Raw genomic sequence first — 23847 nt, forward strand, 5'->3', positions numbered from 1 at the left:
TCTCACGATGAGCTCGACAAGCTCGCTCATGAACGCTCCTGACGGGGAAGGCCGAGCACGCGTTCGGCGATGATGCCACGCTGGATTTCGTCGGAACCGCCATAGATGGTCTCGGCGCGGCCGAACAGGTAAAGCCTTTGCCATTCGTCGAGCGGCTCGAACATCGAGCGCGGGCCGATCACCTCCACCGCCAGCTCCCCCAGCTGCTGGTGCCATCTGCCCCAGACCAGTTTCGCGACCGAGGCCTCGTAGCCGGGATCCTCTTTGGCCAGGGTGCGCAGGATGTGAGCGCGCAGGACGCGCAGGCCGATCCAGGCGCGGGTGATTTTGTCGCACAGGATCGGGTCGTCGACCGCTCCGTTCTCCTTGGCCATCGCGATGATCCCGTCGAGCTCCCGCTGGAAACGCACCTGATGCCCGAGCATCGCCACCCCGCGCTCAAAACCGAGAGTGGCCATGGCGATCCGCCATCCCTGCCCGGCTTCGCCCACCACCAGATCGCGCGAGGTGCGGGCGCCGTCGAAGAACACCTCGTTGAATTCACTGGTCCCGGTCAGCTGCTGGATCGGCCGAACGGTGACTCCCGGCTGGCGCATGGGCACGAGCAGATAGGACAGACCGTCGTGACGCCGCGATCCCGGGCTGGTGCGGGCGAGCACGAAACACCAGTCGGCCACGTGCGCCAGCGACGTCCAGATCTTCTGGCCGGTGATGACCCATTCGTCGCCGTCCAGCTCGGCGCGAGTGGCGACGGAGGCCAGATCGGAACCCGCCCCCGGCTCCGAATAGCCTTGGCACCAAAGCTGTTCAGCTGTCTTGATGCCGGGCAGGAAGCGCTCTCGCTGCGCCTCGGTGCCGAAGGCGATCAAGGTGGGCGCGAGCAGCCCTTCTCCCACCACGGCCACCCGGGCGGGGGCACCGGCCAACGCGTATTCCTCGTGAAAGATGACCTGTTGCGACAGCGGCAGATCTCGTCCACCCAGCGCGGCGGGCCAGCCGAGGCAGGTCCAGCCGGCCGCGGCGAGCCGCCGCTCCCACGCCAGGCGCTCGTTGAAGCTCTCGTGCTCACGGCCGGGGCCGCCGACGTCGACAAGCTCGGACGGGAGGTTGTCAAGCAGCCACTGCCTTACGTGTTGCCGAAACTCCTCGTCCTGCATAGGCTCAGCCTACCAAGCACTTGCTTGTTTGGAGGAGAGGGTGAAGCTCACCATTCCGGCCGCCCTCGCAAGGGCCGCAACGGAATTCGGCGAGGCTATAGCGGAGCCAGGCGGCCCGCGGCTCACCTATGCCGAGCTGCATGATCGAGTCCAGACCGCGGCCCGCGCCTACATCGCGGCGGGCATCGCGCCGGGAGACCGAGTGGCGATCTGGGCGCCCAACAGCTATCACTGGGTCATAGCCGCGCTCGGCGCGCTCTATGCCGGTGGGGTTCTCGTTCCGGTCAACACCCGCTACACCGCGCCCGAAGCACAGGAGATCATCACGCGCAGCCGGGCGCGAGCGCTTGTCGTGATTGGACCGTTCCTCGGGCGCGACCGGTTGGCCGAGCTGCCCAAGCCGCCCGAGGTCGTGTGGCGGATCCCCGAGGACCTCGACAACCTAGGCCGGCTGGGCATCGCCAGCCTGAGCGCTGCCGAAGAGCGGGCGGCTGCGGTGAGCCCCGATCAGGTCAGCGACATCCTGTTCACCTCGGGCACCACCGGGCGCAGCAAGGGGGCGATGAGCGCGCACCGGCAGTCGCTCGGCGTCGCCCAATCGTGGGCCGAGTGTGGCGGGCTATCCAGCGGTGACCGGTACCTCGTCATCAATCCTTTCTTTCACAGCTTCGGCTACAAGGCCGGCATTCTCTCGTGCTTGCTCAGTGGGGCAACGATTGTGCCGCAACGGATTTTCGACGTGGCCGAGGCGATGCGGCTGGTCGACGCCGAGCGCATCACCGTGCTGCCCGGGCCGCCCACCATCTACCAGACCATGCTCGACCATCCGTCGCGCCACGAACTTGACCTGTCCACGCTTCGGCTCGCCGTGACCGGAGCCGCCATCGTTCCGGTCGCCCTGATCGAGCGGATGCAACGGGAGCTGAGCTTCGAAACCGTGCTGACGGCCTACGGCCTGACCGAGGCGGTCGTGGCCACGATGTGCCGCGTGGGCGACGATCCCGCGACGGTCGCCGCCACGTCCGGACGTGCCGCAGCGCAGATGCAGGTGAGGCTCGGCGTCAACGATGAGATCCTCCTACGTGGCCCCAACGTGATGCTCGGCTACCTCGATGACCCGGAGGCGACCGCCCAGGCGATTGACCCGGAGGGCTGGCTGCACACCGGTGACATCGGCAGGCTCGATGAAAACGGATATCTGGCCATCACCGACCGGCTTAAAGACATGTACATCTGTGGCGGGTTCAATGTGTATCCCGCCGAGGTCGAGCAGGTGCTCGCGCGTCTGGAAGGCGTGGCGGAGTCGGCCGTCATCGGCGTTCCCGACGAAAGGCTGGGCGAGGTGGGCAAGGCGTTTGTCGTGCCGCGTCCGGGACATCGACTGTCCACCGAGGACATCATCGACCACTGCCGTTCACAGCTGGCGAACTACAAACTGCCGCGCGAGGTCGAAGTGCGGGAAGACCTGCCGCGCAGCGCCACCGGCAAGCCCCTCAAACGCGTGCTCCGGGAGGAACTCAGATGACGGTCGTGCTATACGAGAAGCGGCAGCGGACCGCGATCGTGACGATGAACCGGCCCGAGTACCGCAACGCCCAGAATTCGGCGATGACCTACGCGCTGGACGAGGCGTTCGCCCGCGCCATCGACGATGACGAGATCGCCGTGATCGTGCTCGCCGGCTCGGGCGACCACTTCTCGGCCGGGCACGACATCGGCACGCCGGGCCGCGATGTCGATCAATCCTTCGACCGCAAGGCCGTGATGTGGTGGGACCACACCACCGCGGCGGGCGCCGACCGTCGCATGTCCCGCGAGATGGAGGTCTACCTGAGCATGTGCCGCCGCTGGCGGGACATGCCCAAACCCACCATCGCCATGGTGCAGGGGGCATGCATCGCGGGCGGTTTGATGCTCGCCTGGATCTGCGATCTCATCGTGGCCGCCGAGGATGCGTTCTTCTCCGATCCCGTGGTGCGCATGGGGATTCCTGGGGTGGAGTACTTCGCGCACCCGTGGATCGTCGGCCCGCGCTTCGCCAAGGAGATGCTCTTCACCGGCGACCGGGTACCCGCGCAACGGGCTTACGAAGTGGGCATGGTCAATCGGGTGGTGCCGCGCGACCAGCTCGCCGAGGAGACTTTCGGGATCGCAGAGCGGATCGCGAAGATGCCCCGATTTGGCTTGGCGCTGACGAAACGAGCCGTCAACCTTTGCGAGGACCAGATGGGCATGCGAAACGGCATGGACTCGGTCTTCGGCCTGCATCACGTGGGCCACTCGCACAATGCGGAGGTCTCGCCCGACTCGCTGGCCGGCATGGACGCACGCTCGATGAAGGCATCGTCGTGAAAGGACTCCGCGAGTGGCTGGCCGCCAACGTGCCGCACCGCTTGCCATCGCTCGACACGGCGGCCGGCAACGAGGCGCACCGCGAGTGGGAAAGCAAGCTCTACGCGGCAGGATGGGCGGTGGTGACCTGGCCGGCCGAATATGGCGGGCAGGATGCGTCGCTGCACGACTGGCTGACCTTCGAGGAGGAATACTGGGCCGCCGACGCCCCGATCCGGGTCGGCCAGAATGGGCTGTTTCTCCTAGCTCCTACTCTCTTTTCCTTTGGTACCAAAGAACAGCGCGATCGCCTGCTGCCCCCGATGGCCCGAGCCGAGCAGGTCTGGGCGCAGGCGTGGTCGGAGCCCGAAGCCGGCAGCGATCTGGCGGCGATCAGGTCCACCGCCACCCGCGTCGACGGCGGATGGCTGCTGAACGGCCAGAAGACGTGGAGTTCCCGGGCCGCCTTCGCCGATCGCGCCTTCGGCCTGTTTCGCAGTGAGCCCGGCTCACAGCGGCACCGCGGCCTGACCTACCTCATGTTCGACCTGCGCGCCCAGGGCGTCACCGTGCGGCCCATCGCCCAGCTCAACGGCGAGCCCGGGTTCGCCGAGATATTCCTGGAGGCGGTCTTCGTACCGGACGTCGACGTCATCGGCGAACCGGGCCAGGGCTGGCAGGTCGCCATGAGCACGACAAGCCACGAGCGTGGGCTGTCGCTGCGCAGCCCGGGGCGGTTCATCGCCGCCGCCGGCCGGTTGCTGGAACTCTGGCGCGAGCTCGGCGACCCGCGCGACACCGCGATGCGCGATCGGGTGGTCGACGCGTGGATCGGCGCACAGGCCTACCGATGGCACACCCATGCCACGGTCGACCGGCTCGCCTCCGGCGGGAAGCTGGGGGCCGAATCCAGTACAGGAAAAGTGTTCTGGTCAGAACTTGATCTTAGCTTGCACGAGGCAGCGCTGGATCTGCTCGGGCCCACCCACGACGACCGCTGGACCGACGGCTACCTTTTCGCGCTGGCCGGGCCGATCTACGCGGGAACAAATGAGGTGCAGCGCAACGTGATTGCCGAACGCCTCCTGGGATTGCCACGATGACACCGTCTGCGCAGCAACGGGACTTCGCGGCGTCTCTCCATGAGCTGCTCGCCGCGGCAGATACACCCTCAATGGCTCGCGCTTGGGGCCGCGGCGAGCACCCTTCGGGGCTGGCTCTCTGGCGTCAGCTGGCAAAGCTGGGGGTGACCGCCCTGGCCATTCCCGAGTCGCACGACGGGCTGGGGGCGACCGCGATGGATCTGGTGGTGGCCTTCGAGGAGCTTGGCCATCACGCCGTTCCCGGGCCGCTGGTCGAGTCGATCGCCGTGGCGCCGTTGCTCGCGCCCCCGCAATGGTTGCCACGACTCGCCTCTGGCGAGGTCATCGCGACCGTCGCGCCCTGGTATCTCGATGCCGACATCGCCGACCTCGTCCTCGGCGGGACGCCGGGCGCGCTGGCGGCCTGCGTCGACCGAACTCGCCGCCTGTTCCCCGCCGCCGGTGATCTCACCGAGCCCGCCTTCAACGCCGGCGTGCTGGCTTGTGCGGCGCAGCTTTCCGGCCTTGGCCGTGCGCTGCTGGAGATGTCGGTCTCCTATGCGAAGTCGCGAGTCCAATTCGGACAGCCGATAGGTCAGTTGCAAGCGATCAAACATCGGCTCGCAGAGGTGTTGATAGCGCTCGACTTCGCCCGCCCGCTGCTGTACGCGGCCGCCTTCTCCGGCACAGCCCGCGACATCTCCGCGGCGAAAGTGGCCTGTGGCGACGCCGCCTACCTCGCCGCGCGCACGGCGCTGCAGGTACACGGCGCGATCGGCTACACCGAGGAATTCGACCTGAGCATCTGGTTCAGCAAAGTCCGTGCCCTGGTCTCGGTCTGGGGCACCCCGGCCGAGCACCGCGCCCGGGTGATGGCGGCGCTATGAACGAGTTGGACCTCCTTCGCGATGCGGTAAGAGCCCTGCTGACCAAGCGGCCCGAGCAGGCCTGGGAACGGCTCTGCACGGAGGTTGGCGTGGCCGGGCTGCTGATCCCGGCACGCTTCGGCGGCGCGGGCGCGGGCATGGCCGAAGCCTGCGTGGTGCTGGAGGAGCTGGGCCGGGTTCTCTCACCGGCACCGATGCTGTCGACTGTCATTGCCACCCAAGCGCTGCTGGCCACCGGCAACGAGGAGGCGTGCGCGCGGCTGCTGCCCGAAATCGCTGTGGGGGCGTGCACTCCGACCCTGGTCTGGGATGATTTCGTCCTTCCCGGCGACCTGTTCTTCGTCGTCAGCGGCGGCCAGCTCTATGCGGCGCAGGCGGTTTCCACGCCCCTGCCGACAATGGACCACACCCGGCCGCTCATCGAGGTATACGTCCAACAGCGCGGGGAGGTGCTCGGGCCCTTCGACGCCGACCGGATGCGCGACCTGGCCTGCGTGGCGCTCGCCGCGGAACAGGTCGGCACCGCGGAGCAGGCGCTGGCGATCACCGTCGACTACGCCAAGACCAGAGTCCAATTCGGACGGCCCATCGGTGCCTTCCAAGCCCTGCAACATCGCATGGCCGATCTCCACGTCCTGGTACAGACAGCGCGCTCGGCCTACCTGGCCGCCCTCGACGGCGACCCGCTCAGCGCCGCTGTCGCGAAGGTAACCTGCTCCGAGACGCTGCTCAAGGTGGCCGCCGAGATGATCCAGATCCATGGCGGAATTGGCATCACCTGGGAACACGACGCCCATCGGTACTTCAAACGGGCGCACGGCAGCGCCGAGCTGTTCGGCCACCCCCGGCACCATGTCACACGGCTCGCCGGACATGTGCTTGGCTAGCGCCCATGGATTACGCAGCACTGGTCCGTCCGGTCATCGACCGCGTCTACACCGGGGTCCGGGCGGCAGCCCGGCCTCGTACCCGTCAAGTGGTCGAAGAATTCGGGCTGGACCCCGGTTTCATCGTGAGCTTCTATTTCGGCCTGCTGGCCCGCCCGATGCCGGCTGAAGGCTTCGCGGCCGCGAGCTCCTACATCGATCCCGATATGACCGACGCGCTGGCGCAAGGCATCGCCACCGTCGATGAGTCCGGAGCGTGGCACCTCACCGACACCGGACGTCGCCTGGCGCTCGCCCTGCAGCGGGCGATAGGCGAAGGCGCGGAAGAATTCTGGGCCGTCAAGAACATCCCCACCATGCCGGGCCTGGACGCGCTTCCCCGGCTGGCCGACCTTCTCGGCAAGCTGCTCGCGGCTGGCGCGGCCTCGGGCGGTCCAGCCTTCTCGGCTCTCGCCCCGGTCTACGAACCCGCCGACGCATCGCTCGGGCTGCAGGTCACGAGCCGTCTCGGCGCGCTGCGCCACCATCGCGCCGATGCCCATCGCGCCGCGTGGGCCGCAGCCGGTCTGACGCTCGGCGAGCTTCGCGCTCTGCCCGCCGAAAGTGAACAGCGCCAGGCGATCGAAGCCGACACCAACCGCCGTGACGCGCCCATCTATGAGGCGCTCGATGAGGAAGAACGCTGGGAGTTCCTGGCCCTGCTCGGCGCCCTCCCCGGCTAGCCGCCCGCCTTCATGCGGCCCGCATGCGTTCAAGCACTTGATTACCCAGCTCCTTCAGAGGCACCGCCAGCGAGACGTCGAAGGGGCTGTCTTTGCTGGTCACCTTCACGGTCACTACCGCGTTGTCATCGCGCATGACCAGCTGCCACGTGTCCGCCGAGGATGTCCATTTCACTTCATCGGCGGACACTCCGGCCTCCGCCTGTGCGGCTGATGGCAATCCCGCAGTTCGGGTATACCCGCCGATGGCGGCCTCTTCGGTGGGAAAGACGATGATCAGCAAGTTCACCGAGCCACCACTGCTAATAGAACGCTCTTGCGAGAAGTTGGCCTGGCAGGTGTGGCTGGGTATCTGCCCAGACGACTGATCTTCGAATATGCCTATGGGCAAGAGAGGACCGTATTTGCCCGCGAACGCTTCCAGGTCCAATTTCTTGCAGAACCCCTCGGCCGGCGCGTGGTACGCCGGCTTCGCCACCGGTGCTGCGGGAGGAGGGTCACTCGGCGATGCGGCACAAGCGGAAGTCAGCAGGACCAGGGGGATGAGGATGGGGAGACGCATCGGGGCAGTGTAGCTATATCCAGTCGGTGTGGCGGGGCCAGGAAAGGAGGGTGTCCACGACCTCCGGCGGCCCCGCCGGCGCGGTGGAAGCGGTGGTGTAGCGGCCTCGGTAGAACAGCAGCGGCTGCTCATCGAGCACCGGGCCGAGGGTGTCGACCGCGCCGACGACGATGAAATGGTCCCCGGCCTCGGTCACCGACACGACGCTGCAATCGATCCAGGTCAGGCTGCCCTCGATGACCGGCGAACCGCCGGGAGAGGCCGTCCACGACACGTTGGCGAACTTGTCCGCCCCGGCCGTCCCGAACACCCGCGAGACGTTCTCCTGGCCCGCCGCGAGCACGTTCACACAGAACCGGCCGGAGCGTTCAATTCGTTGCCAGCTTGAGGATTTGCCGCCCGGGCAGAACAGCACGAGCGGCGGGTCGAGCGAAAGCGCGGCGAAGGCCTGGCACGCGAAACCGACCGGTCCACCGGCCTCCACCGCGGTCACCACGGTGACCCCGGTGCAGAAATGCCCGAGGACCTGCCGGAACCGGTCAGTGCCCATGACCCGCCGCGAACTTGTGCCCCCACAGGCTGATGGCCGTGGTTTCGCGCGCGATCCAGGTCTGGTCGTCGACGAGCTGGCCGTCGAAGCCGTACTCGACGTCGAAGCCGCCGGGGGTCTGCAGATAGAAGGAGACCATCAGGTCGTTGGCGTGCCGGCCGAGCGTCGAGGTGGGGGTTATTCCCTTACGCAGGCACCGGTCGAGCGCCTGGCCCACCCCATCGAGGGTGTCGACCTCGATCATCAGATGAACGATCTTCGCCGGGAGCGGCATCGGCGCCAGCGCCAGCGAGTGATGACGCTGGTTGCAGCCGAGAAAGCGCATCCACATCGGCGGCGCGTCGGCGGGCATGCCGAAGGCACGCGGATCCATCCGCATCGAGTCGCGAAGCCGGAAGCCGAGCACCTCCGTATAGAAGCGCAGTGCGGCGGCCATGTCCAGAGCCGGAAGCACGACATGTCCCATGCCCATCGCGCCGGTGACAAATCGATGACCATACGGGCTGATGGCGGGCCGGTGCTCCAGCGCGGCCCCGGTGAAGATCTCCAGATTGTTCCGGAACGGATCGGTGAACTGGATCATCTCCATCACCCTGCGGTCGGCAAGCTCCGCCTCATCGGCGTCTTTGACCGCGATGCCGGCACCTTCGAGGGCCTGCCGAATACCGTCCAAAGAGGACGCCTCCCAGCCCGAGGCGAGGAGGCGGTCGCGTTCGCCCGGCACCACGATCAGCCGCGCCGGGAAGTCATCCATCCGCAGGTAAAGGGCTTCCTTGTTGGGTCCGCGGCCCTCGACCATGCCGAGCACCTTCACCCCGAACTCGCGCCAGGCATTGATATCGGTGGCTTCGATTCGCAGGTACCCCAGTGAACGGATCATTGTGCGCCCCCAGCAAGGAAGTCGATGGCCAGCCGGTTGAATTCGTCGAACTTTTCCAGTTGCGCCCAGTGGCCGCACCCGCCGAAGACGTGCAGCTGCGCCTTCTTGAGCAGTTTCAGCGCGAGCAGGGCGCCGTCGAGCGGGTTGACCCTGTCCTCGCGCCCCCAGATGAGCAGCGTCTCATGCCGCAGCCGGTGCGCCTCGCGCCAAAGCATGCCCTGCTCGGCGGTTGCCGGATCGGTGAAAGTCCGGCCCATCGCCGCCATCCCGGCCATCGACTCGGGCGTGATCGCCGACGCGAATCTTTCCGCCACAAGCTCATCGGTCACCAGACGCGTGTCGAAGACCAGCGTGCGCAGGAAGGCGGCGAGCTTCTCCTTGCTCGGCCCGGGTGGCGCCCCGAACTCATAGATCCGCTTCACCCCTTCGGTCGGATCGGGCGAGAAGACGTTGACGCTCAACCCTCCCGGGCCCATCAGCACCAGCCGTGCCACCCGGTCGGGATGGTCCAGGGCCAGGCGCATCGCCGTTCCCCCACCGAGCGAATTGCCCACCAGATGGGCCTTCTCGACACCCAGCTCGTCGAGCAGATCGACCACTTCCGCCGCGGCGATGGTGAAGTAGTGCCCCGCCTTCGCCGACATGGCCGACCTGCCGAAACCGGGCTGGTCGACCACGATGACGCGGAACTGCTTGGCGAACACGGGCACGTTGCGCCCGAAGTTGCTCACTCCGGAAGCGCCAGGCCCACCGCCGTGCAGGAAGACGACCGGAAACCCTTTGCCCTCTTCGTGATAGCTAAGCGTCACGGTCACACCCACGCGTCGGTGAAGGGCACGCCGAACTCGCCCTGCCCAAACATTGACAAAGCCCGCTCGGGGTCATTGATCGCGTGCACGCGTCCGGCATGAGCGTCTCGCCAAAATCTCTGGATGGGGGTACCAGAAGCAAGCACCCGCGCCCCGGAGTTCTCGAAAAGCCGGTCGATCGCGTTGATCGCGCGGCCGGTGGCTCGCACCTGGTCACGCCGCACGCGCAGGCGCACGCTCATCGGAACCTTCGTTCCCGCATTGGCATGCTGCATCAGCTCACCCATGTTGTGCTCCAGCTGGAGCCAGGCCGCGTCGAGCTCGCTCGACGCCTCAGCGACCCTCACCTGGGCAAACGGGTCTTCGGCCGATTTCTGGCCCAGATAGGCGACGCGAACCCGTTCCCGCTGGTGGGCCACATGCGCGTCATAAGCCCCGTACGCCATGCCCACGACGGGAATGCTGATCGCATACGGGAAAATCGAACCCCACGGCAGCTTGTAGAGCGCCCCACCGTTCACCTCGTGCCCCGGGCACGCGCACTTCGCGGTGTCGTTGATGCTCAGCGACCTGTACTCGGGGACGAACGCATCCTGAACGATGATGTCGTTGCTGCCCGTGCCGCGCAGCCCGACCGTGTTCCACACATCCTTGATCTCGTAGTCGGGCGCCGGCACCAGGAAGGTGCGGAAGTCGACCGGCTTGCCGTCCTCACCGAAGACCATGCCGCCCAAAAGAACCCAGGTCGCATGGTCGCACCCGGAGGAGAAGCTCCACTTGCCACTGAGCCGGAAACCCCCCTCGACCGGCTGCGCCTTGCCGGTCGGCGCGTAGGACGACGACATTCGGGTATTTATGTCGCTGCCCCACACATCCTGTTGTGCCTGTGCCGGGAAAAGCGCGAGTTGCCAGGGGTGCACGCCGACCACGGAGGAAACCCATCCGGTCGACCCGCACGCGCTGGAAATGATCCGGACCCCCGTGTAGAAGTCCATCGGGTCGGCTTCCAGCCCGCCGAACAGCTTCGGCTGGAGCAGCCGGAAAAAGCCGGTCTCCTCCAGCGACTTGATCGATTCGGCGGACAGCACCCGGCGATCCTCTGCCTCCTGTGCCCGCTCGCGAAACACCGGCTGCAGGTCGCGCAACCCGTCAAGAACCTCAGTCATAGAACCACTCCCACAAAATTAGAACCTGTTCTAGTATGCAAGAGTCGACTACTTGAGACAAGCAGTCAGCGATAGCTGGGAGGCCTGATGAACGACCAGGACGGTGTCCGAACCATTGACGTCGGCCGCGTGCCGGCCAGGTTCGCGCGTGGCTGGCACTGCCTGGGCCTGGCCGACCGGTTCCGCGAGAACGGTCCACACGCGATCCAGGCCTTCGGCACCAAGCTCGTCGTCTTCGCCGACGCGCAGGGCAAGCTGAACGTGCTTGACGCCTACTGCCGGCACATGGGCGGCGACCTGTCCATGGGCACGGTCAAGGGCGACTCGGTGGCCTGCCCTTTTCATGATTGGCGCTGGGGTGGCGACGGTAAATGCACCCTGGTGCCCTATGCCAACCGGGTCCCGCCGCGGGCTCGCACGCGGGCTTGGCTGACTCTTGAGCAAAACAAGCAGCTGTTCATCTGGAACGACCCGCAGGGCAACCCGCCGCCCGCGGAGGTCACCATCCCGCGCATCGAGGGCGCCTACGACGACGAGTGGAGCCAGTGGAGCTGGAACACCCTGCTCATCGAGGGGGCCAACTGCCGCGAGGTGATTGACAACGTGGTGGACATGGCCCACTTCTTCTACATCCACTTCGCCTACCCCACCTACTTCAAGAATGTTCTGGAGGGGCACATCGCCTCGCAGTACATGGTGTCGAAGACGCGACCGGACATCATGACCGGCGCCGCCTACTCGGCTGCCCAGCTGCGCTCCGACGCCTCCTATTACGGGCCCTCCTACATGATTGACTATCTCTGGCACGACTTTCGCGGCGTGCAGGTGGAGAGCGTCCTGATCAACTGCCACTACCCGATCACGCCGACCTCGTTCCTGCTGCAGTGGGGCGTGATCGTCAAGAAGCTTCCGGGTCTGAGCAAGGAGCAGGCCGACCGCGCGGCCGTCAAGTTCGCCGATAGCCTCACCATCGGCTTCGAGCAGGACGTCGAGGTTTGGAAGAACAAGACGCGCATCGACAACCCGCTGTTGTGCGCGGAGGACGGACCGGTCTATCAGCTGCGCAGGTGGTACGAGCAGTTCTACGTCGACGTGGAGAACGTCTCCGAAGAAATGGTGGCCCGCTTCGAGTTCGAGCTCGACACGACCCGGGCCAACGAGCACTGGCAGGCCGAGGTCGCCGAGAACCTCGCCCGCCGGGCGGCAGAGTCGGTTTGACGTCATGGACCGCGCGGACTATCTACACGGCGGGCTGACGCCGGTGGAATGCGGGCGCTGCACGGCATCGGTACTGGTCAAGAAGCACAGCCTGCAACAGACCAGCGTGCAATGGAGCACCGAGGCGGTGCACAGGTGCGCGGAGTTCGCCATCGGTGACAGCGCCCAGATCCCGACCTGCCTCGCCCTGCGCGACAGCATCGAGCTCGCGGTCAAACTGGGCCGATTGGGCTTGCTCAATGGGTGAGCGGGTGCGGGTGGCCGCGGTCATCGACGAGACCGCCGAAGCGAAGTCCTTTGTGCTTGACCTGCCCCCGCATTGGACCTATCAGCCGGGCCAATTCGTGACCGTGCGGGTGGGCGAGGTCGCGCGCTGCTATTCGCTTTGCAGCTCGCCCTTCACCGGCGAGCCGGCAAAGATCACCGTAAAGCGGATGCTCGGCGGCCACGGCTCCAACTGGCTCTGTGACAACGTTTCCCCGGGCACCGAGCTGGAGCTGCTGGCGCCGGGCGGGGTCTTCACCCCCGGCTCGCTCGACGACGACCTGCTGCTGTTCGCCGGGGGCAGCGGAATAACGCCGGTCATGTCCATTCTCAAGTCCGCGCTGCTTCGCGGCGCCGGCCAGGTGGCGCTTATCTACGCCAACCGGGATGAGCCGTCGATCATTTTTGCCCAGGAGCTGGCCGATCTCGCCGCGGCCCATCCCGGCCGGTTCCGGCTGATCCATTGGCTCGACTGCGATCACGGCCCGCCCACGGTGGCCGCGCTTCGCCAATTGATTGAGCCATTTTCTGGGTACGAGAAGTTCGTCTGCGGTCCCGACCCGTACATGGCGGCGGTGCAGGAGGCGGTCGCCGGGTCCGTGCGCATCGAGCGGTTCGAGTCGTTGAGCGACAACCCTTTCGCCGAACAACCCAGCTCCGAGCGCACAGCCCGGGTGCGCGTCGCCATCGACGGGCAAAACTACGAGTTCGACTGGCCGGTGCGCACCAAACTGCTAGACCTGTTACTGAGCAAGGGAATCAACGCGCCCTACTCGTGTCGCCAGGGCACCTGCGCCGCGTGTGCCTGCCGGATCCTCAGCGGCGAGGTGAAGCTGCTCAACAACGAGATCCTCGAAGAGGAGGACTTCGCCGACAACTACATCCTCGCCTGCCAGGCCGTCCCGCTGACCGACGATGTCTCGGTGACCTACAACTGAGCCGAGGCGTTGCGCCCGGCCCGGCGACCGGAAAAGACACAGTCTGCCAGCGACAATCCGCTCACGTAGGAGTTGGAGCAGATCCCGACCGCGTTGCGGCCCGCGGCGTAGAGGCCGGGGATCACCGAGCCGTTGGCCCGCTTCACACCGCCGGTCTTCTCGTCCACCACCAGCCCGCCGAGGGTCAGCATCGGCGCGGGGAAGCCGATCGTCGGCCTGATCGACATGTCGATCAGCGAATAAGGCGGATAAAGCGGCTTGACGTCGTCAAGCTCCTTCATCGTCGCCTCAAGTGCCTGCGCGTCTATCCCCGGCGTCCCCCGCTTGCGGGTCAGCAACAGGTACCACACCTGAAGCTTTTGGAACCAAAGGGTTTGCTCTTTCAACTGTTCCTTGGCTTCTTCGATGAGCACGTCATCGATCACGAGCCAGGCCTTGCCGCCGTTGCGGATGATGGCGTCCCCGATCGCGGCCCCGTAGCGGGTCTCGTCGCAGATGCGCTGACCGTTGCGGTCGACGAGCAGCCCGTCGAGCATGGCCGACGGCGGGGTCAGGAAGCGCCACACCGAAATCCTGTCCATGTGGGCGGTCGCCCCACCCACCGCGGCTCCCATATTGATCCCGCTGCCGTTGTCTCCCGGCGTGCCCAGGGGAAGGCCACCGCGATGACGTGGCGCGTGTTGGCGCATCATGTGGCGGTTGTTGACGAACCCTCCGGCCGCCAAGATCACACCTTTGCGCGCCATGATGGTGATGGTCTTCGCGCTGCGCCTATGCTCGAGCCATTCGACGACCTTATGCATCATCCGGCCGACCTTGGGCACATAGAGGAACGGTTTGGCAGACCAGCGATTCAGCACCCGATGCACGCGTCCACGGCGCAGCGCACGGCATTTGACGCCCACCACACGACCGGTCTCGTCGGTGACTAGCTGCTGCGCGGTGGTCTGGGTGAGCACCTCTATCCCTCTGCGCTGCACCGACTCCGCAAGCTTGTCGAAGAACAGCCGCCCTGACGTGCCCTTGCCATAGGTGCGATGCCCTCGCGGCGCGGGCGTCGCGACCTCGGTGAACGCCTGCTCGCTGCCCGAGTAATAGAGGTAATAGTCGTTGTTCGGATAGGAGGTCTTGTAAGGACACAGGCTGCTGTCGAAGGGAACGCCTTGCTCCTCAAGCCACTCAAGCATTCGCGGGCTCTCGCGGCAGAACTCGCCCAGCGTGTCGGCGGAGATCACGTTGTCGGTCTCGCGGCGCAGGTATTTGTACATGGCCTCATGGGTGTCCTCCACCCCGGCCTGCTCCTGCTGGCGCGTGCCACCGCCGGCGTAGACGACCCCGCCTGACAGCGCGGTGGCTCCACCCCCGCCGAACCTGTCGATGATCAGGACTTCAGAGCCCTCGTCGGAGGCTTCGATCGCCGCGCAGGCGCCGGCGGCACCGAAACCAACCACCAGAACGTCGGTCTCAATCGTCGACCTTCCCTGGCTCACCCAAAAATTATAACCTGTTCTAGTGACCATGGACGAGTTCGACGTTGTCGTAGTGGGTAGCGGAGCCGCTGGCATGACAGCCGCCTTAACGGTTGTGGCCCACGGGCATAGCGCCGTGGTGGTCGAAAAAGAGAACATGTTCGGCGGATCCACAGCACGCTCGGGGGGTGGCATCTGGATCCCCGGCAACGAGGTGCTGCAGGAGGCAGGTGTCCACGACGACCCCGCGCTCGCGCGCGAGTATCTGGCTCATGTCGTCGGTTCGGACGTAACGCCAGATCGGCAGAGGGCGTTTCTCGACCATGGCCCCGCGATGCTCTCCTTCGTCCTGTCCCATACACCCCTCCGTTTTTCGTGGGTCCCGGGCTATGCCGATTACTATCCCGAGACTCCGGGTGGATCCGCCAGCGGCCGAACGATCGAGCCGGTGCCCTTCGATGGGCGCGGTCTTGGCGACGAGCTGGCCAACCTGAATCCTCCTTACATTTCCACCAAGGGTGTCACCATAACCGCAGCCGACTACAAATGGTTGAGTCTCGGCACCCGACACCCCCGATCCCTGCTCCGAGCTGTGCGAGTAGGCGCGCGCACCGTCGTGTCGCGACTGCTGGGGCGACGGATGCTCAGCATGGGCCAGGCCCTCGCTGCGGGGCTGCGCCTGGGAATGCTGGCCAGGGATGTCCCGTTGCGGTTGAACACCGCGCTGACCGGCCTCGAGCTGCGCGACGGCCGAGTCGTCGGAATCCGGACAGCTGCTGGGGTCATCCACGCGCGCAAGGGTGTGCTGCTGGCCTCCGGCGGCTTCGAGCACAACGACGAGATGCGTAAGAAGTACCAGCGTGCACCGATCGGCACAGAGTGGACGGTGGGCGCGGCCGCCAACACCGGCGATGGCATCCTTGCCGGGCTTGAGCTGGGCGCGGCCACCGATCTCATGGACGATGCCTGGTGGGGGCCATCATTTCCGCTGACCGGCGGACCCTACTTCTGCCTTGGCGAACGCAGCCTGCCCGGCTGTGTTTTCGTCAACTCCGCCGGTCAGCGGTTCGTCAACGAAGCCGCGCCCTACGTTGATGCCGTGCACGCGATGTATGACACCGCAAGCATCCCGGCCTGGATGATCTTCGACCAGCGCTACCGCAACAGCTATCTGTTCGCCGGGCTCGGGCCGCGGCAACCCTTGCCGGGCCGCTGGTACAAGGCGGGAGTGGTGTTCCGGGGGCCGACCTTGGCCGCGCTCGCCTCGCAAATAGACGTTCCCCCTGCGGCGCTTGAGCCGACCATCGAGCGCTTCAACGCTTTTGCCCGCGCGGGGGTCGATGAGGACTTCCATAAGGGCGATTCAGTCTACGATCGCTACTATGGCGATCCCCGTAACCGGCCGAACCCGTGTCTTGCGCCACTGACCAAACCGCCTTTCTACGCCATCAAGGTGGTCCCCGGAGACCTTGGCACCAAAGGCGGTCTGCGCACCGACGACCGGGCGAGGGTGCTGCGGGAAGACGGCACGACGGTTCCCGGCTTGTATGCGGCCGGAAACGCCAGCGCGGCCGTGATGGGGCACAGCTACGCCGGAGCCGGGGCCACCATTGGGCCGGCGATGACTTTTGGGTACCTGGCCGCGCTCGACATGATTTCCCGATCGGAGAAGTGACATGCCCATCGACCCCGAGATCGCCATCGGCGCAGCGCTTCCCTCCCGCGACCTGAGCTGGAACGCGTCTGACGTGCTGCTCTATCATCTGGCGCTGGGCGCGACAGACGAACGCCTGCAATACGTTTACGAGCGAGACCTCGCCGTCCTGCCCACGTTCGCCATGGTCATGCCGACCCTGCGCGACACCACGCCGCCCGTGCTGAAAATGCCGGGGGTCGACGTCGACCTGGTTTCCGCCCTGCACGGCCGCCAAGAGCTGACCATGCACAAGCCGCTGCCCGCCTCCGGCGCGGTGACGGCGACGTCGCGGATCGCCGACGTCTATGACAAGGGCTCGGCCGCCATCATCGTCACCGAGACGACGACGGAGTACTTCACCTCGCGGATCAGTATTTTCGTCAAGGGCGAAGGCGGTTTCGGTGGCGTCCGCGGCCCGTCGACCGCTGTGCCGACCCCGCAACGCGCCCCCGACGAGGTGCTCACGGTCGCGACCTTCCCCACCCAGGCGCTGCTCTACCGCCTATGCGGCGATTTCAACCCGCTGCACGCCGATCCCGGCTTCGCCGCCATGGCTGGTTTCCCGAAACCGATCCTGCACGGGCTTTGCACCTACGGCATGGTGTGCAAGGCGATCGTCGACCACTTCTGCGATGGTGACGTGACCCGTGTCGTCGGCTACTCCACCCGCTTCGCGGGCGTCGTCTTCCCCGGCGAGACCCTCGCGGTCAGCGTATGGCGCGACGAGGATCGCCTGAGTGTCGCGGCCACCGTCATCGACCGCGACCATGCCCCGGCCCTCGACAACGCTTTGCTCACCCTCGCTTAGCGGGCCAGGATGAGGGCGGAGGTGGGGACTCCAGTGCCGGCGGTGACGAGCACGTGGTGCGCGTCGGCGACCTGGTTGACGGCGGTGCCCCGGATTTGGCGGACGCCTTCGGCTATGCCGTTCATGCCGTGGATGTAGGCCTCGCCCAGCTGGCCGCCGTGGGTGTTGAGGGGCACCCGTTCCTCGGCCACGAAGGCGGGGGCCTCGCCGCGGCCGCAGAAGCCCAACTCCTCAAGCTGCATAAGGACGTAGGGGGTGAAGTGGTCGTAAAGAATGGCCACGTCCACGTCGGCGGCGCTGAGGCGCGACTGTGCCCAGAGCTGACGGGCCACCACGCCGATCTCGGGCAGGCCAGAGAGATCATCGCGGTAGTAGCTGGTCATCGTGAACTGGTCGGGGCCGCTGCCCTGGGTGGCCGCCGTGATGACGGCCGGTGGCCGGGGCAGATCGCGGGCGCGTTCGGCTGAGGTCACCACGATGGCGACCGCGCCATCGCTCTCCTGGCAACAATCGAGCAGTCGCAATGGCTCGGTTATCCAGCGAGAGGCTTGGTGCTCGGCCAGGGTGATCGGGCGTTCGTAGAACCAGGCATGCGGATTGGTGGCGGCGTGGCGGCGGTCGATTACGGCGACGCGGCCGAAATCTTCGCTAGTCGCGCCATATTTGTGCATATAGCGGCGGGCGGCCATGGCCACCGTGCCCGCCGGTGTGCCCAGGCCCATCGGGTAGTGCCAGCTGTTGTCGATGCCGGACGTGGTGGGGGCGCTGGCGGCGGCCAGCGAGACCTGGCCGAAGCGGTGGCCGGAGCGCTCGTTCAAGGCGCGGTAGCACACCACGACCGAGGCCACCCCGGTCGCGACCGCCATCGCGGCCTGCTGCACCGTCGCGCAGGCGGCACCGCCGCCGTAGCCGATGCGGCTGAAGAAGGTGAGCTCGCCCGCGCCGATCTCGCGCGCCACCGCGACCTCGGCGTTGCTGTCCATCGAGAAGGTGACCAGACCATCCACATCGGACGGATGGAGCCCGGCGTCGGCCAGTGCCGACCGCACCGCCTCCGCGGCGAGCTGCAGCTCACTGCGTCCGGAGTCCTTGGAGAACTCGGTCGCGCCTATCCCGGCGATCGCCGCCTTCCCGCTAAGCATCGGCCACCTCCACGCTTCCGGTCACGTGGGCGCCGAGGCTGTTGCGCCCGACGACCTCGATGGTGGTGGGGCTGGTGACCCGACCGCTGAACGTGAGCATGTCGTAGGCGTAGCACGGAACGCCAAGCTTGATGGCTATCGACGTCACCCGCGCCTGCGGTTTCCAGTCCGTGACGAATCGCTGGACCAGGCCGGTGGTGGTGAGGATATTCACGAAGATGTCCTTGGAGCCCTTGGCGATCGCGAGGTCACGGTCGTGGTGCACATCTTGGAAGTCGCGGGTCGCCAGCGCGGAGCTGACCACGAAGGTGGGCGTGATCTCGATGGAGAGCGGCGGCAGATCGGACTTCGGCCGCCAGATCGGAAGCCCGGCGGCGACGTCGAAGGCGACCCGCATGCCGACCCGCGGCTCGGCGCCGATCAGCTCGCCGACCACCCGGACCCCTTCCGGCAGCTCGACCAGGGCCACCACGTAGGGCAGCCGCCGCCCCGGAACAGGTGGATGATGGTGCACCACATAGCTGTAGACAACGCCGTCACCACTTGCCACGACGAAGGACGGCTTAGTGGCTCCGCACGATGGGCACATCGGGCCGGGCGGGTGACGCAGCGACCCGCATGACGAGCATTGCTGGATCCGAAGCTCGCCCGCGGTGATGCCGTCCCAGAAGTAGGCCGTGTCCCTGTTGACCGCGGGCCGGATCGGGTCACCCGCGACCGGGGACGGCGTCGATGCGGCGGGCTTGTACTTCAGTACCCGGAAAAGCATTGACGAGACGGGCTCGTCGCCCACGAACCAGGTGCTTTCCGTGGTGACGAAATATCCCTCGCCCAACGCGGTTTTCTTCGGCCCCACGACTTCCGACAGACGGCTGCGCACGGCGACCTCCTCGCCGAGACGCAGCTCGCGATGATAGGTCTGCTCGCAGTTGGTGGCCACCACCGCGGTGAAGCCTGCCTCGTCGAGGACCGCGGTCATGGCGAAGAGCGGATCGTCGGGTGTCGCCACCGGGTGCAGGCCTCGCATCGTCCACACCTGAGCCATCGCCGGCGGAGCTACGCCCTCCGCCGCATAGCGGCGATTGTTGTCCCCCATGGCTTCCAGCCAATTGTTGATCATAGGCAGGTTGACCGGGTCGCGCCCGGATCGCGGCGTGCAATAGCCGGCCTGTTTGAGCTGAGCCGCGGTCTCGGCAATCATCGTGGCACCCTCGGCAGCCCCAGCCCGGCGGTGGCGATCAGCTCGCGCTGAATCTCGTTTACCCCACCGCCGAAAGTGAGGACAAGGTTTCGCTTCGTCTGCACATCAAGCCAGCGCACCAGATCCGCCGGCCCGCCGTGCCGGGCAACGGCGGTTTCCAGTAGCTCGCCCAGATGCTGGAGTCTTTCCGAAGAGAAGACTTTCGTGGCGGACGCGTCGGCGATCTCCACCTCTTCCGCGGTGGCGACCTGCCAATTCAGCAGCTCGTTGACCCGCATCGCCACCCGCGTCTGATAAAGCGCGTAACTCACATCGCGCTCCCCCAACACGCCTTGGGATTCGGCCCAGGCGTGCACGCGATCGTAAAGAGCGCCCATCCTTCCGGCCGGGCCGAGCATGACACGCTCGTGGTTGAGCTGAGTGGTGACCAGCCGCCAGCCCTCGTTCTCGTTGCCCACGCGGCGGCCGACCGGCACCCTCACGTCGGAGTAGTAGGTGGCGTTGACGTGATGCGCGCCATCGCAAGTGATGATGGGGGTCCACGAATAGCCAGGGTCCTCCGTGTCGACAATGAGGATTGATATGCCTTTGTGTTTGGGCACTTCGGTGTTGGTGCGGCAAGCCAGCCAGATGTAGTCGGCATCGTGACCGCCGGTCGTGAAGGTCTTCTGTCCATTCACGACATACTCGTCGCCTTGGCGCACCGCCCGTGTCTTGAGCGCGGCGAGGTCGGTGCCCGCTTCCGGCTCTGTGTAACCGATGGCGAAGTGGAGGTCGCCCGCCAGGATCTTGGGAAGGAAGAAGTCCTTCTGCTCCGGCGTGCCATGCTTTTGCAGCGTCGGGCCAACGGTTTGCAGAGTGACCGCCGGCAGGGGAACATCGGCTCGGGCCGCCTCGTTCACGAAGATCTGCTGCTCGATCTGCCCAAAGCCGCGTCCGCCGTAATCGACGGGCCACCCGACGCCGAGCCAGCCGTCGCGGCCCATCCGCTTGATGACCTCGCGATAGACCGGGCCGTGCCGCTCGGTCATCATGACCTCGCGTTCCTGCACGGAAAGCAGCGCGGCGAAATACTCCCTCAGTTCCTGCTGGAGGGCGAGCTGTTCGTCAGACAGGTCGAGGAACATACCGAATTAGGTCCTTCATCATCGACGTGTACCGGTGAAGCGGGTAGCTGACATCCAAGCCGATCCCGCCGTGCAGGTGATGACAGGTGCGCATGGCCGCCATGGCCTCCTGCGCCAGCCAGGTCGCGGCGATGTCCACATCGGAGGATGCGTCGCGACCGGTATGCAGCCGCCACACCGCTGAAAGCGCAGCGAGGTGAAGGGTGCGCGAGGCGATGTACACGTCGGCGATCTGCCCAGCCACCGCTTGGAACGTGGCCAGTGGCTTGCCGAACTGTTCCCGCGTGCGGATGTGGTTGGTGGTCAGCTCCAGCGCCCCGGCGAGGAACCCGTCGCCCAGGGCACAGGCCCCGGCGATCGCCAGCTCCTCAAACTCCCGGACATCCATCTCCCACACCTCTTCCACAGGCGTGCGGGTCAAGTGGACCGTAAACTCCGGCCCGCCGCTGGAGGTGACGGTGCGCTCAAGATGGGCCAGGGCTGGATCCACCACCGCTATTCCGTGCTCGATCGGGACCAGCATCCGGTAGGCAGTGTCGGCGAAAGGCACGCCGCGGCACGTGCCGTTCAGGACGCCATCGCCGTAGGAGGCCCGATGCAGGGTGGCGGTCAGGAGCCTTTCGCCCGTCAGCATCGCCTGCTGCTGCTCGGCCGTCCCCCATCTCGCGACGGGGATCACGCCGGTCATCAGGTGAGGCAACGCCGGCACCAGTGCCGCGGCCCGGCCCACCTCACGCAGCACCAAGGCGACTTCCAGAACTCCCAGCCCTTCGCCACCAACGCTTTCCGGCGCGGCGAGAGTGAGCATCCCGGCCTGCCCCAGCGCCTTCCACGATTCCTCGGGGGCGGCGGTCCGCAGCACGTCGGCGCTCACCCGAGCGACCACCTCCTGCGCCTCATCGAGGGTGAAGTCCATCAAGCCTCCCTGGGCAGTCCGAGGACGCGCTCGCCCACCAGCGTGAGCAGGATCTGGGTGGTCCCGCCGGCGATGCTCAGGCAACGGGTCAGCAGGAACTGGTAGATGGGCTCGGCGGTGTGCTCGGTGACCGCGGCCGCCTGCGGCCCGCACAGCAACAGGGCCGCCTCGGCCACGGCCTGACGATGGTGGACACCGATCAGCTTGCGCACGGCCGAGTCGGCACCGGCTTCCTGCCCGGCGAGCTGGCGCATGGTGGCACGCTGGTCCAGCAGCGACACCGAGAGCCCCTCCGCGACGAGGGAACCGAGGAGCTCGCTCGGCCCGTCTGCGCCGCGCAGGAGTCCTTCCACCGCTTCGCCCAGCGACGAGCCTCGCCCCATGGCCACCCGCTCACTGGCGAGGGTGCTTCGGGCAAGCCGCCAGCCGTCACCGGGCGCGCCGACCACGCAGTCGTCGGGGACGAAGACGCCGTCGAGGAACACCTCGTTGAACACCGCCTTGCCGGTGATCTCGCGCAGCGGGCGGATCTCGATGCCGGGGCTGTCCATGCTTACCAGGAAATAGGTGATGCCCTTGTGTTTGGGGACGGCTGGGTCGGTGCGGGCCAGGCAAATGGCCCAGTCGGCCTCGCGGGCCAGCGAGGTCCACACCTTCTGGCCGGTGAGGTGCCAGCCGCCTTCCACCCGCTCGGCCCGGGTGCGTAAGGCGGCCAGGTCGGAGCCGGCTTCGGGCTCGCTGAACAGCTGGCACCAGGTGATCTCCCCGCGCAGTGTGGGGCCGGTGAAGCGCTCCTTTTGCGCCTCGGTGCCGTGCCGCATGATGGTGGGCACCGCCCAGCCGCCGATGACCAGATCTGGCTTGGCTATTCCGGCTCGCGCCAGCTCCTCGTCGACGGCCAGCTGGTCCTTGGGCTCGCGAAGCGGTGTCAGGTACCCAGCGTCGGCTAATGCTTCTCGGCGTTTCTCTTCCGGGAGCGCGGCAATCCCTTGCACCACAGCCTTGATCGCGCTGGTGTCGCCCAGGTCGACGCTGAGGTGACGCCGTTGCCCGGCGAGCGCAAGCTCAGCGGCTTTGATCCGCCACACCGCGCTTCCGCCGAGCAGGTGGCGAAGCGACAGCGCCCGTCGCAGATAGCGGTGCGCGGGATGCTCCCAGGTGAAGCCGATGCCGCCGAGCACCTGGATGCAGTCCTTGGCGTTGTCGACGGCCGCGTCCAGCGCGATCGAGGCGGCCACCGCGGCCGCGAGCTCATGCTCGTGCGGCGCCTGGTCCAGAGCGCGGGCGGCGTCCCAGGCGACCGCCATGGCCGCCTCGTATCGGCATCGCATCTGCGCACACAGGTGTTTGACCGCTTGGAAAGACCCGATCGGCCGCCCGAACTGCTGGCGGATCTTCGCGTAGTCGGTGGCTGTGCGCTCACACCAGCCCGCAACCCCGGCCGCCTCAACGCAGAAGAGCGTGGCCGCTATCTCCAGCACCCTCGCGGGTACCGCGGTAGCGGCCACATTGGACAGTGTCACCTCGCCCAACCCGCGGGACAGGTCGAGCGCCTCGCTGGCGATGATCTCGGCATCTTCCGCCTCGACCAGGAACCACTGCCCGTCCGGCGTGGTGAGCAGGAGCTGTGAGGCCTCCCCCGCTCCCAGAACGAGCCGCGTGCGGCCGCTCGCTCTGCCCCCGATCAGCGTCAAACTCCCCGGATCCAGCCCCAGAGCGACCGTCGTCTTGCCCGCGGCCATCTCCGGCGAGGGGATCGCGAGGCCGGCCACCAGCGTCGACAGGATCGGGCCGGGCGCCAGTGAGTCGGTCACCTGCTCAAGTGCGGCCGCCAGGTCCTCAGCGGTGCCGCCGGCTCCCCCGAGCTCTTCCGCGATCGCCATCCCGAAGATCCCCAGCGCACCGAGATCGGGCCACGACAAGGCCCCTGAGCTGCGGATAGCTTCCCGCATGGCCCGCTGTTCCTCGGTTATGGCGATCGGCACAACAAAATTAGAACATGTTTCAGTATGCTGGGGCTACCATGCCGTTTCTG

23 protein-coding genes and 1 pseudogene are annotated in these 23847 nt (G+C 66.6%); 11 read left to right on the plus strand and 13 right to left on the minus strand.

The genetic code is table 11. From position 1 onward, the window contains the following. Window positions 1-26: 26 nt before the first annotated feature. Complete coding sequence (locus tag Rhe02_RS21270) at window positions 27-1157, minus strand: acyl-CoA dehydrogenase family protein (RefSeq protein WP_239123956.1); 1131 nt, start codon at window positions 1155-1157, stop codon at window positions 27-29. Between the two features lie 40 nt (window positions 1158-1197). Between Rhe02_RS21270 and Rhe02_RS21275 the strand changes: the two genes are divergently transcribed. The 6 genes from Rhe02_RS21275 to Rhe02_RS21300 are packed head-to-tail and all read left to right on the plus strand — an operon-like array spanning window position 1198 to window position 7066. Next, window positions 1198-2682 carry a FadD3 family acyl-CoA ligase gene (locus Rhe02_RS21275; RefSeq protein WP_239123957.1) on the plus strand — a complete coding sequence of 495 codons (1485 nt, stop codon included), beginning with the start codon at window positions 1198-1200 and terminating at the stop codon, window positions 2680-2682. Continuing rightward, window positions 2679-3509: an enoyl-CoA hydratase gene (locus Rhe02_RS21280; RefSeq protein ID WP_203910050.1), complete on the plus strand. Its 831-nt coding sequence runs from the start codon at window positions 2679-2681 to the stop codon at window positions 3507-3509. The genes Rhe02_RS21275 and Rhe02_RS21280 overlap by 4 nt, the downstream gene beginning before the upstream one ends. Continuing rightward, window positions 3506-4591 carry an acyl-CoA dehydrogenase family protein gene (locus Rhe02_RS21285; RefSeq protein WP_239123958.1) on the plus strand — a complete coding sequence of 362 codons (1086 nt, stop codon included), beginning with the start codon at window positions 3506-3508 and terminating at the stop codon, window positions 4589-4591. Before Rhe02_RS21280 ends, Rhe02_RS21285 begins: the two co-directional genes overlap by 4 nt. After that, on the plus strand, window positions 4588-5457 hold the full coding sequence (locus Rhe02_RS21290) for an acyl-CoA dehydrogenase family protein (RefSeq protein WP_203910051.1): 870 nt from the start codon (window positions 4588-4590) through the stop codon (window positions 5455-5457). Before Rhe02_RS21285 ends, Rhe02_RS21290 begins: the two co-directional genes overlap by 4 nt. Further along, on the plus strand, window positions 5454-6344 hold the full coding sequence (locus Rhe02_RS21295) for an acyl-CoA dehydrogenase family protein (protein WP_203910052.1): 891 nt from the start codon (window positions 5454-5456) through the stop codon (window positions 6342-6344). Before Rhe02_RS21290 ends, Rhe02_RS21295 begins: the two co-directional genes overlap by 4 nt. A gap of 5 nt (window positions 6345-6349) precedes the next feature. Continuing rightward, entirely contained in the window at window positions 6350-7066 is a 717-nt protein-coding gene (locus tag Rhe02_RS21300) for a hypothetical protein (protein WP_203910053.1), read from the plus strand. Between the two features lie 10 nt (window positions 7067-7076). On the opposite strand, the gene Rhe02_RS21305 is transcribed toward Rhe02_RS21300, so the two are convergent. The 5 genes from Rhe02_RS21305 to hsaA are packed head-to-tail and all read right to left on the minus strand — an operon-like array spanning window position 7077 to window position 11033. Beyond that, on the minus strand, window positions 7077-7628 hold the full coding sequence (locus Rhe02_RS21305) for a hypothetical protein (RefSeq protein WP_203910054.1): 552 nt from the start codon (window positions 7626-7628) through the stop codon (window positions 7077-7079). Between the two features lie 13 nt (window positions 7629-7641). After that, window positions 7642-8178: a 3-hydroxy-9,10-secoandrosta-1,3,5(10)-triene-9,17-dione monooxygenase reductase subunit gene (hsaB, locus tag Rhe02_RS21310; RefSeq protein ID WP_203910055.1), complete on the minus strand. Its 537-nt coding sequence runs from the start codon at window positions 8176-8178 to the stop codon at window positions 7642-7644. Beyond that, window positions 8168-9058 carry an iron-dependent extradiol dioxygenase HsaC gene (hsaC, locus tag Rhe02_RS21315; RefSeq protein WP_203910056.1) on the minus strand — a complete coding sequence of 297 codons (891 nt, stop codon included), beginning with the start codon at window positions 9056-9058 and terminating at the stop codon, window positions 8168-8170. Before hsaC ends, hsaB begins: the two co-directional genes overlap by 11 nt. After that, window positions 9055-9873: a 4,5:9,10-diseco-3-hydroxy-5,9,17-trioxoandrosta-1(10),2-diene-4-oate hydrolase gene (gene hsaD, locus Rhe02_RS21320; RefSeq protein WP_373320668.1), complete on the minus strand. Its 819-nt coding sequence runs from the start codon at window positions 9871-9873 to the stop codon at window positions 9055-9057. Before hsaD ends, hsaC begins: the two co-directional genes overlap by 4 nt. Then, entirely contained in the window at window positions 9870-11033 is a 1164-nt protein-coding gene (gene hsaA, locus Rhe02_RS21325) for a 3-hydroxy-9,10-secoandrosta-1,3,5(10)-triene-9,17-dione monooxygenase oxygenase subunit (RefSeq protein WP_203910058.1), read from the minus strand. Before hsaA ends, hsaD begins: the two co-directional genes overlap by 4 nt. Window positions 11034-11120: 87 nt before the next feature. Here hsaA and Rhe02_RS21330 point away from each other — a divergent pair, with 87 nt between their 5' ends. From Rhe02_RS21330 to Rhe02_RS21340, 3 genes are read left to right on the plus strand one after another with little or no spacing between them, the layout of a single operon-like run. Then, window positions 11121-12251, plus strand: a complete 1131-nt coding sequence (locus Rhe02_RS21330; protein WP_203910059.1) for a 3-ketosteroid-9-alpha-monooxygenase, oxygenase component — start codon at window positions 11121-11123, stop codon at window positions 12249-12251. 4 nt (window positions 12252-12255) lie between these two features. Continuing rightward, the gene (locus Rhe02_RS21335) at window positions 12256-12498 is read left to right on the plus strand and encodes a hypothetical protein (protein ID WP_203910060.1); all 243 of its coding nucleotides are present in this window, start codon (window positions 12256-12258) and stop codon (window positions 12496-12498) included. Further along, window positions 12491-13453, plus strand: a complete 963-nt coding sequence (locus Rhe02_RS21340) for a ferredoxin--NADP reductase (RefSeq protein ID WP_203910061.1) — start codon at window positions 12491-12493, stop codon at window positions 13451-13453. Before Rhe02_RS21335 ends, Rhe02_RS21340 begins: the two co-directional genes overlap by 8 nt. Here Rhe02_RS21340 and Rhe02_RS21345 read toward each other — a convergent pair. Further along, window positions 13444-14943: an FAD-binding protein gene (locus tag Rhe02_RS21345; RefSeq protein WP_239123960.1), complete on the minus strand. Its 1500-nt coding sequence runs from the start codon at window positions 14941-14943 to the stop codon at window positions 13444-13446. The genes Rhe02_RS21340 and Rhe02_RS21345 overlap by 10 nt on opposite strands. A 28-nt stretch (window positions 14944-14971) precedes the next feature. On the opposite strand from Rhe02_RS21345, the gene kstD reads away from it, so the two are divergent. Together kstD and chsH3 are read left to right on the plus strand one after the other, a co-directional pair. After that, entirely contained in the window at window positions 14972-16597 is a 1626-nt protein-coding gene (kstD, locus tag Rhe02_RS21350; protein ID WP_203910097.1) for a 3-oxosteroid 1-dehydrogenase, read from the plus strand. A 1-nt stretch (window position 16598) separates the two neighbouring features. Further along, window positions 16599-17426 (plus strand): enoyl-CoA hydratase ChsH3, encoded by an 828-nt coding sequence (gene chsH3, locus Rhe02_RS21355; RefSeq protein ID WP_203910063.1) that lies wholly within the window; start codon window positions 16599-16601, stop codon window positions 17424-17426. Here the strand turns inward: chsH3 and Rhe02_RS21360 are convergent. The 6 genes and pseudogenes from Rhe02_RS21360 to Rhe02_RS21380 form a co-directional block, all read right to left on the minus strand. Beyond that, on the minus strand, window positions 17423-18568 hold the full coding sequence (locus Rhe02_RS21360) for a lipid-transfer protein (RefSeq protein ID WP_203910064.1): 1146 nt from the start codon (window positions 18566-18568) through the stop codon (window positions 17423-17425). The genes chsH3 and Rhe02_RS21360 overlap by 4 nt on opposite strands. After that, complete coding sequence (locus Rhe02_RS49915) at window positions 18561-18872, minus strand: hotdog family protein (protein ID WP_373320669.1); 312 nt, start codon at window positions 18870-18872, stop codon at window positions 18561-18563. The genes Rhe02_RS21360 and Rhe02_RS49915 overlap by 8 nt, the downstream gene beginning before the upstream one ends. Window positions 18873-18920: 48 nt before the next feature. Continuing rightward, window positions 18921-19769, minus strand: a pseudogene (locus Rhe02_RS50775) (bifunctional MaoC family dehydratase N-terminal/OB-fold nucleic acid binding domain-containing protein); the annotation flags it as partial. Continuing rightward, window positions 19766-20896, minus strand: coding sequence for an acyl-CoA dehydrogenase family protein (locus tag Rhe02_RS21370; protein ID WP_203910066.1), 1131 nt, complete (start codon window positions 20894-20896; stop codon window positions 19766-19768). The gene Rhe02_RS21370 and the pseudogene Rhe02_RS50775, both read right to left, overlap by 4 nt. After that, window positions 20877-21812: an acyl-CoA dehydrogenase family protein gene (locus Rhe02_RS21375; RefSeq protein ID WP_203910067.1), complete on the minus strand. Its 936-nt coding sequence runs from the start codon at window positions 21810-21812 to the stop codon at window positions 20877-20879. The genes Rhe02_RS21370 and Rhe02_RS21375 overlap by 20 nt, the downstream gene beginning before the upstream one ends. Then, window positions 21812-23797 carry an acyl-CoA dehydrogenase family protein gene (locus tag Rhe02_RS21380; protein ID WP_203910068.1) on the minus strand — a complete coding sequence of 662 codons (1986 nt, stop codon included), beginning with the start codon at window positions 23795-23797 and terminating at the stop codon, window positions 21812-21814. The genes Rhe02_RS21375 and Rhe02_RS21380 overlap by 1 nt, the downstream gene beginning before the upstream one ends. Window positions 23798-23847: the final 50 nt, after the last annotated feature.

It is taken from the genome of Rhizocola hellebori, assembly GCF_016862955.1.
Taxonomy (GTDB): Bacteria; Actinomycetota; Actinomycetes; order Mycobacteriales; family Micromonosporaceae; genus Rhizocola; species Rhizocola hellebori.

Bases quoted from the DNA above. Each gene is read 5' to 3' on its own strand.
- Rhe02_RS21270 (WP_239123956.1), bottom strand. From the start codon at position 1,157: ATGCAGGACGAGGAGTTTCGGCAACACGTAAGGCAGTGGCTGCTTGAC.
- Rhe02_RS21280 (WP_203910050.1), top strand. From the start codon at position 2,679: ATGACGGTCGTGCTATACGAGAAGCGGCAGCGGACCGCGATCGTGACG.
- Rhe02_RS21290 (WP_203910051.1), top strand. From the start codon at position 4,588: ATGACACCGTCTGCGCAGCAACGGGACTTCGCGGCGTCTCTCCATGAG.
- Rhe02_RS21295 (WP_203910052.1), top strand. From the start codon at position 5,454: ATGAACGAGTTGGACCTCCTTCGCGATGCGGTAAGAGCCCTGCTGACC.
- Rhe02_RS21300 (WP_203910053.1), top strand. From the start codon at position 6,350: ATGGATTACGCAGCACTGGTCCGTCCGGTCATCGACCGCGTCTACACC.
- Rhe02_RS21305 (WP_203910054.1), bottom strand. From the start codon at position 7,628: ATGCGTCTCCCCATCCTCATCCCCCTGGTCCTGCTGACTTCCGCTTGT.
- hsaB (WP_203910055.1), bottom strand. From the start codon at position 8,178: ATGGGCACTGACCGGTTCCGGCAGGTCCTCGGGCATTTCTGCACCGGG.
- hsaC (WP_203910056.1), bottom strand. From the start codon at position 9,058: ATGATCCGTTCACTGGGGTACCTGCGAATCGAAGCCACCGATATCAAT.
- hsaA (WP_203910058.1), bottom strand. From the start codon at position 11,033: ATGACTGAGGTTCTTGACGGGTTGCGCGACCTGCAGCCGGTGTTTCGC.
- Rhe02_RS21330 (WP_203910059.1), top strand. From the start codon at position 11,121: ATGAACGACCAGGACGGTGTCCGAACCATTGACGTCGGCCGCGTGCCG.
- Rhe02_RS21335 (WP_203910060.1), top strand. From the start codon at position 12,256: ATGGACCGCGCGGACTATCTACACGGCGGGCTGACGCCGGTGGAATGC.
- Rhe02_RS21340 (WP_203910061.1), top strand. From the start codon at position 12,491: ATGGGTGAGCGGGTGCGGGTGGCCGCGGTCATCGACGAGACCGCCGAA.
- kstD (WP_203910097.1), top strand. From the start codon at position 14,972: ATGGACGAGTTCGACGTTGTCGTAGTGGGTAGCGGAGCCGCTGGCATG.
- chsH3 (WP_203910063.1), top strand. From the start codon at position 16,599: ATGCCCATCGACCCCGAGATCGCCATCGGCGCAGCGCTTCCCTCCCGC.
- Rhe02_RS21360 (WP_203910064.1), bottom strand. From the start codon at position 18,568: ATGCTTAGCGGGAAGGCGGCGATCGCCGGGATAGGCGCGACCGAGTTC.
- Rhe02_RS21370 (WP_203910066.1), bottom strand. From the start codon at position 20,896: ATGTTCCTCGACCTGTCTGACGAACAGCTCGCCCTCCAGCAGGAACTG.
- Rhe02_RS21375 (WP_203910067.1), bottom strand. From the start codon at position 21,812: ATGGACTTCACCCTCGATGAGGCGCAGGAGGTGGTCGCTCGGGTGAGC.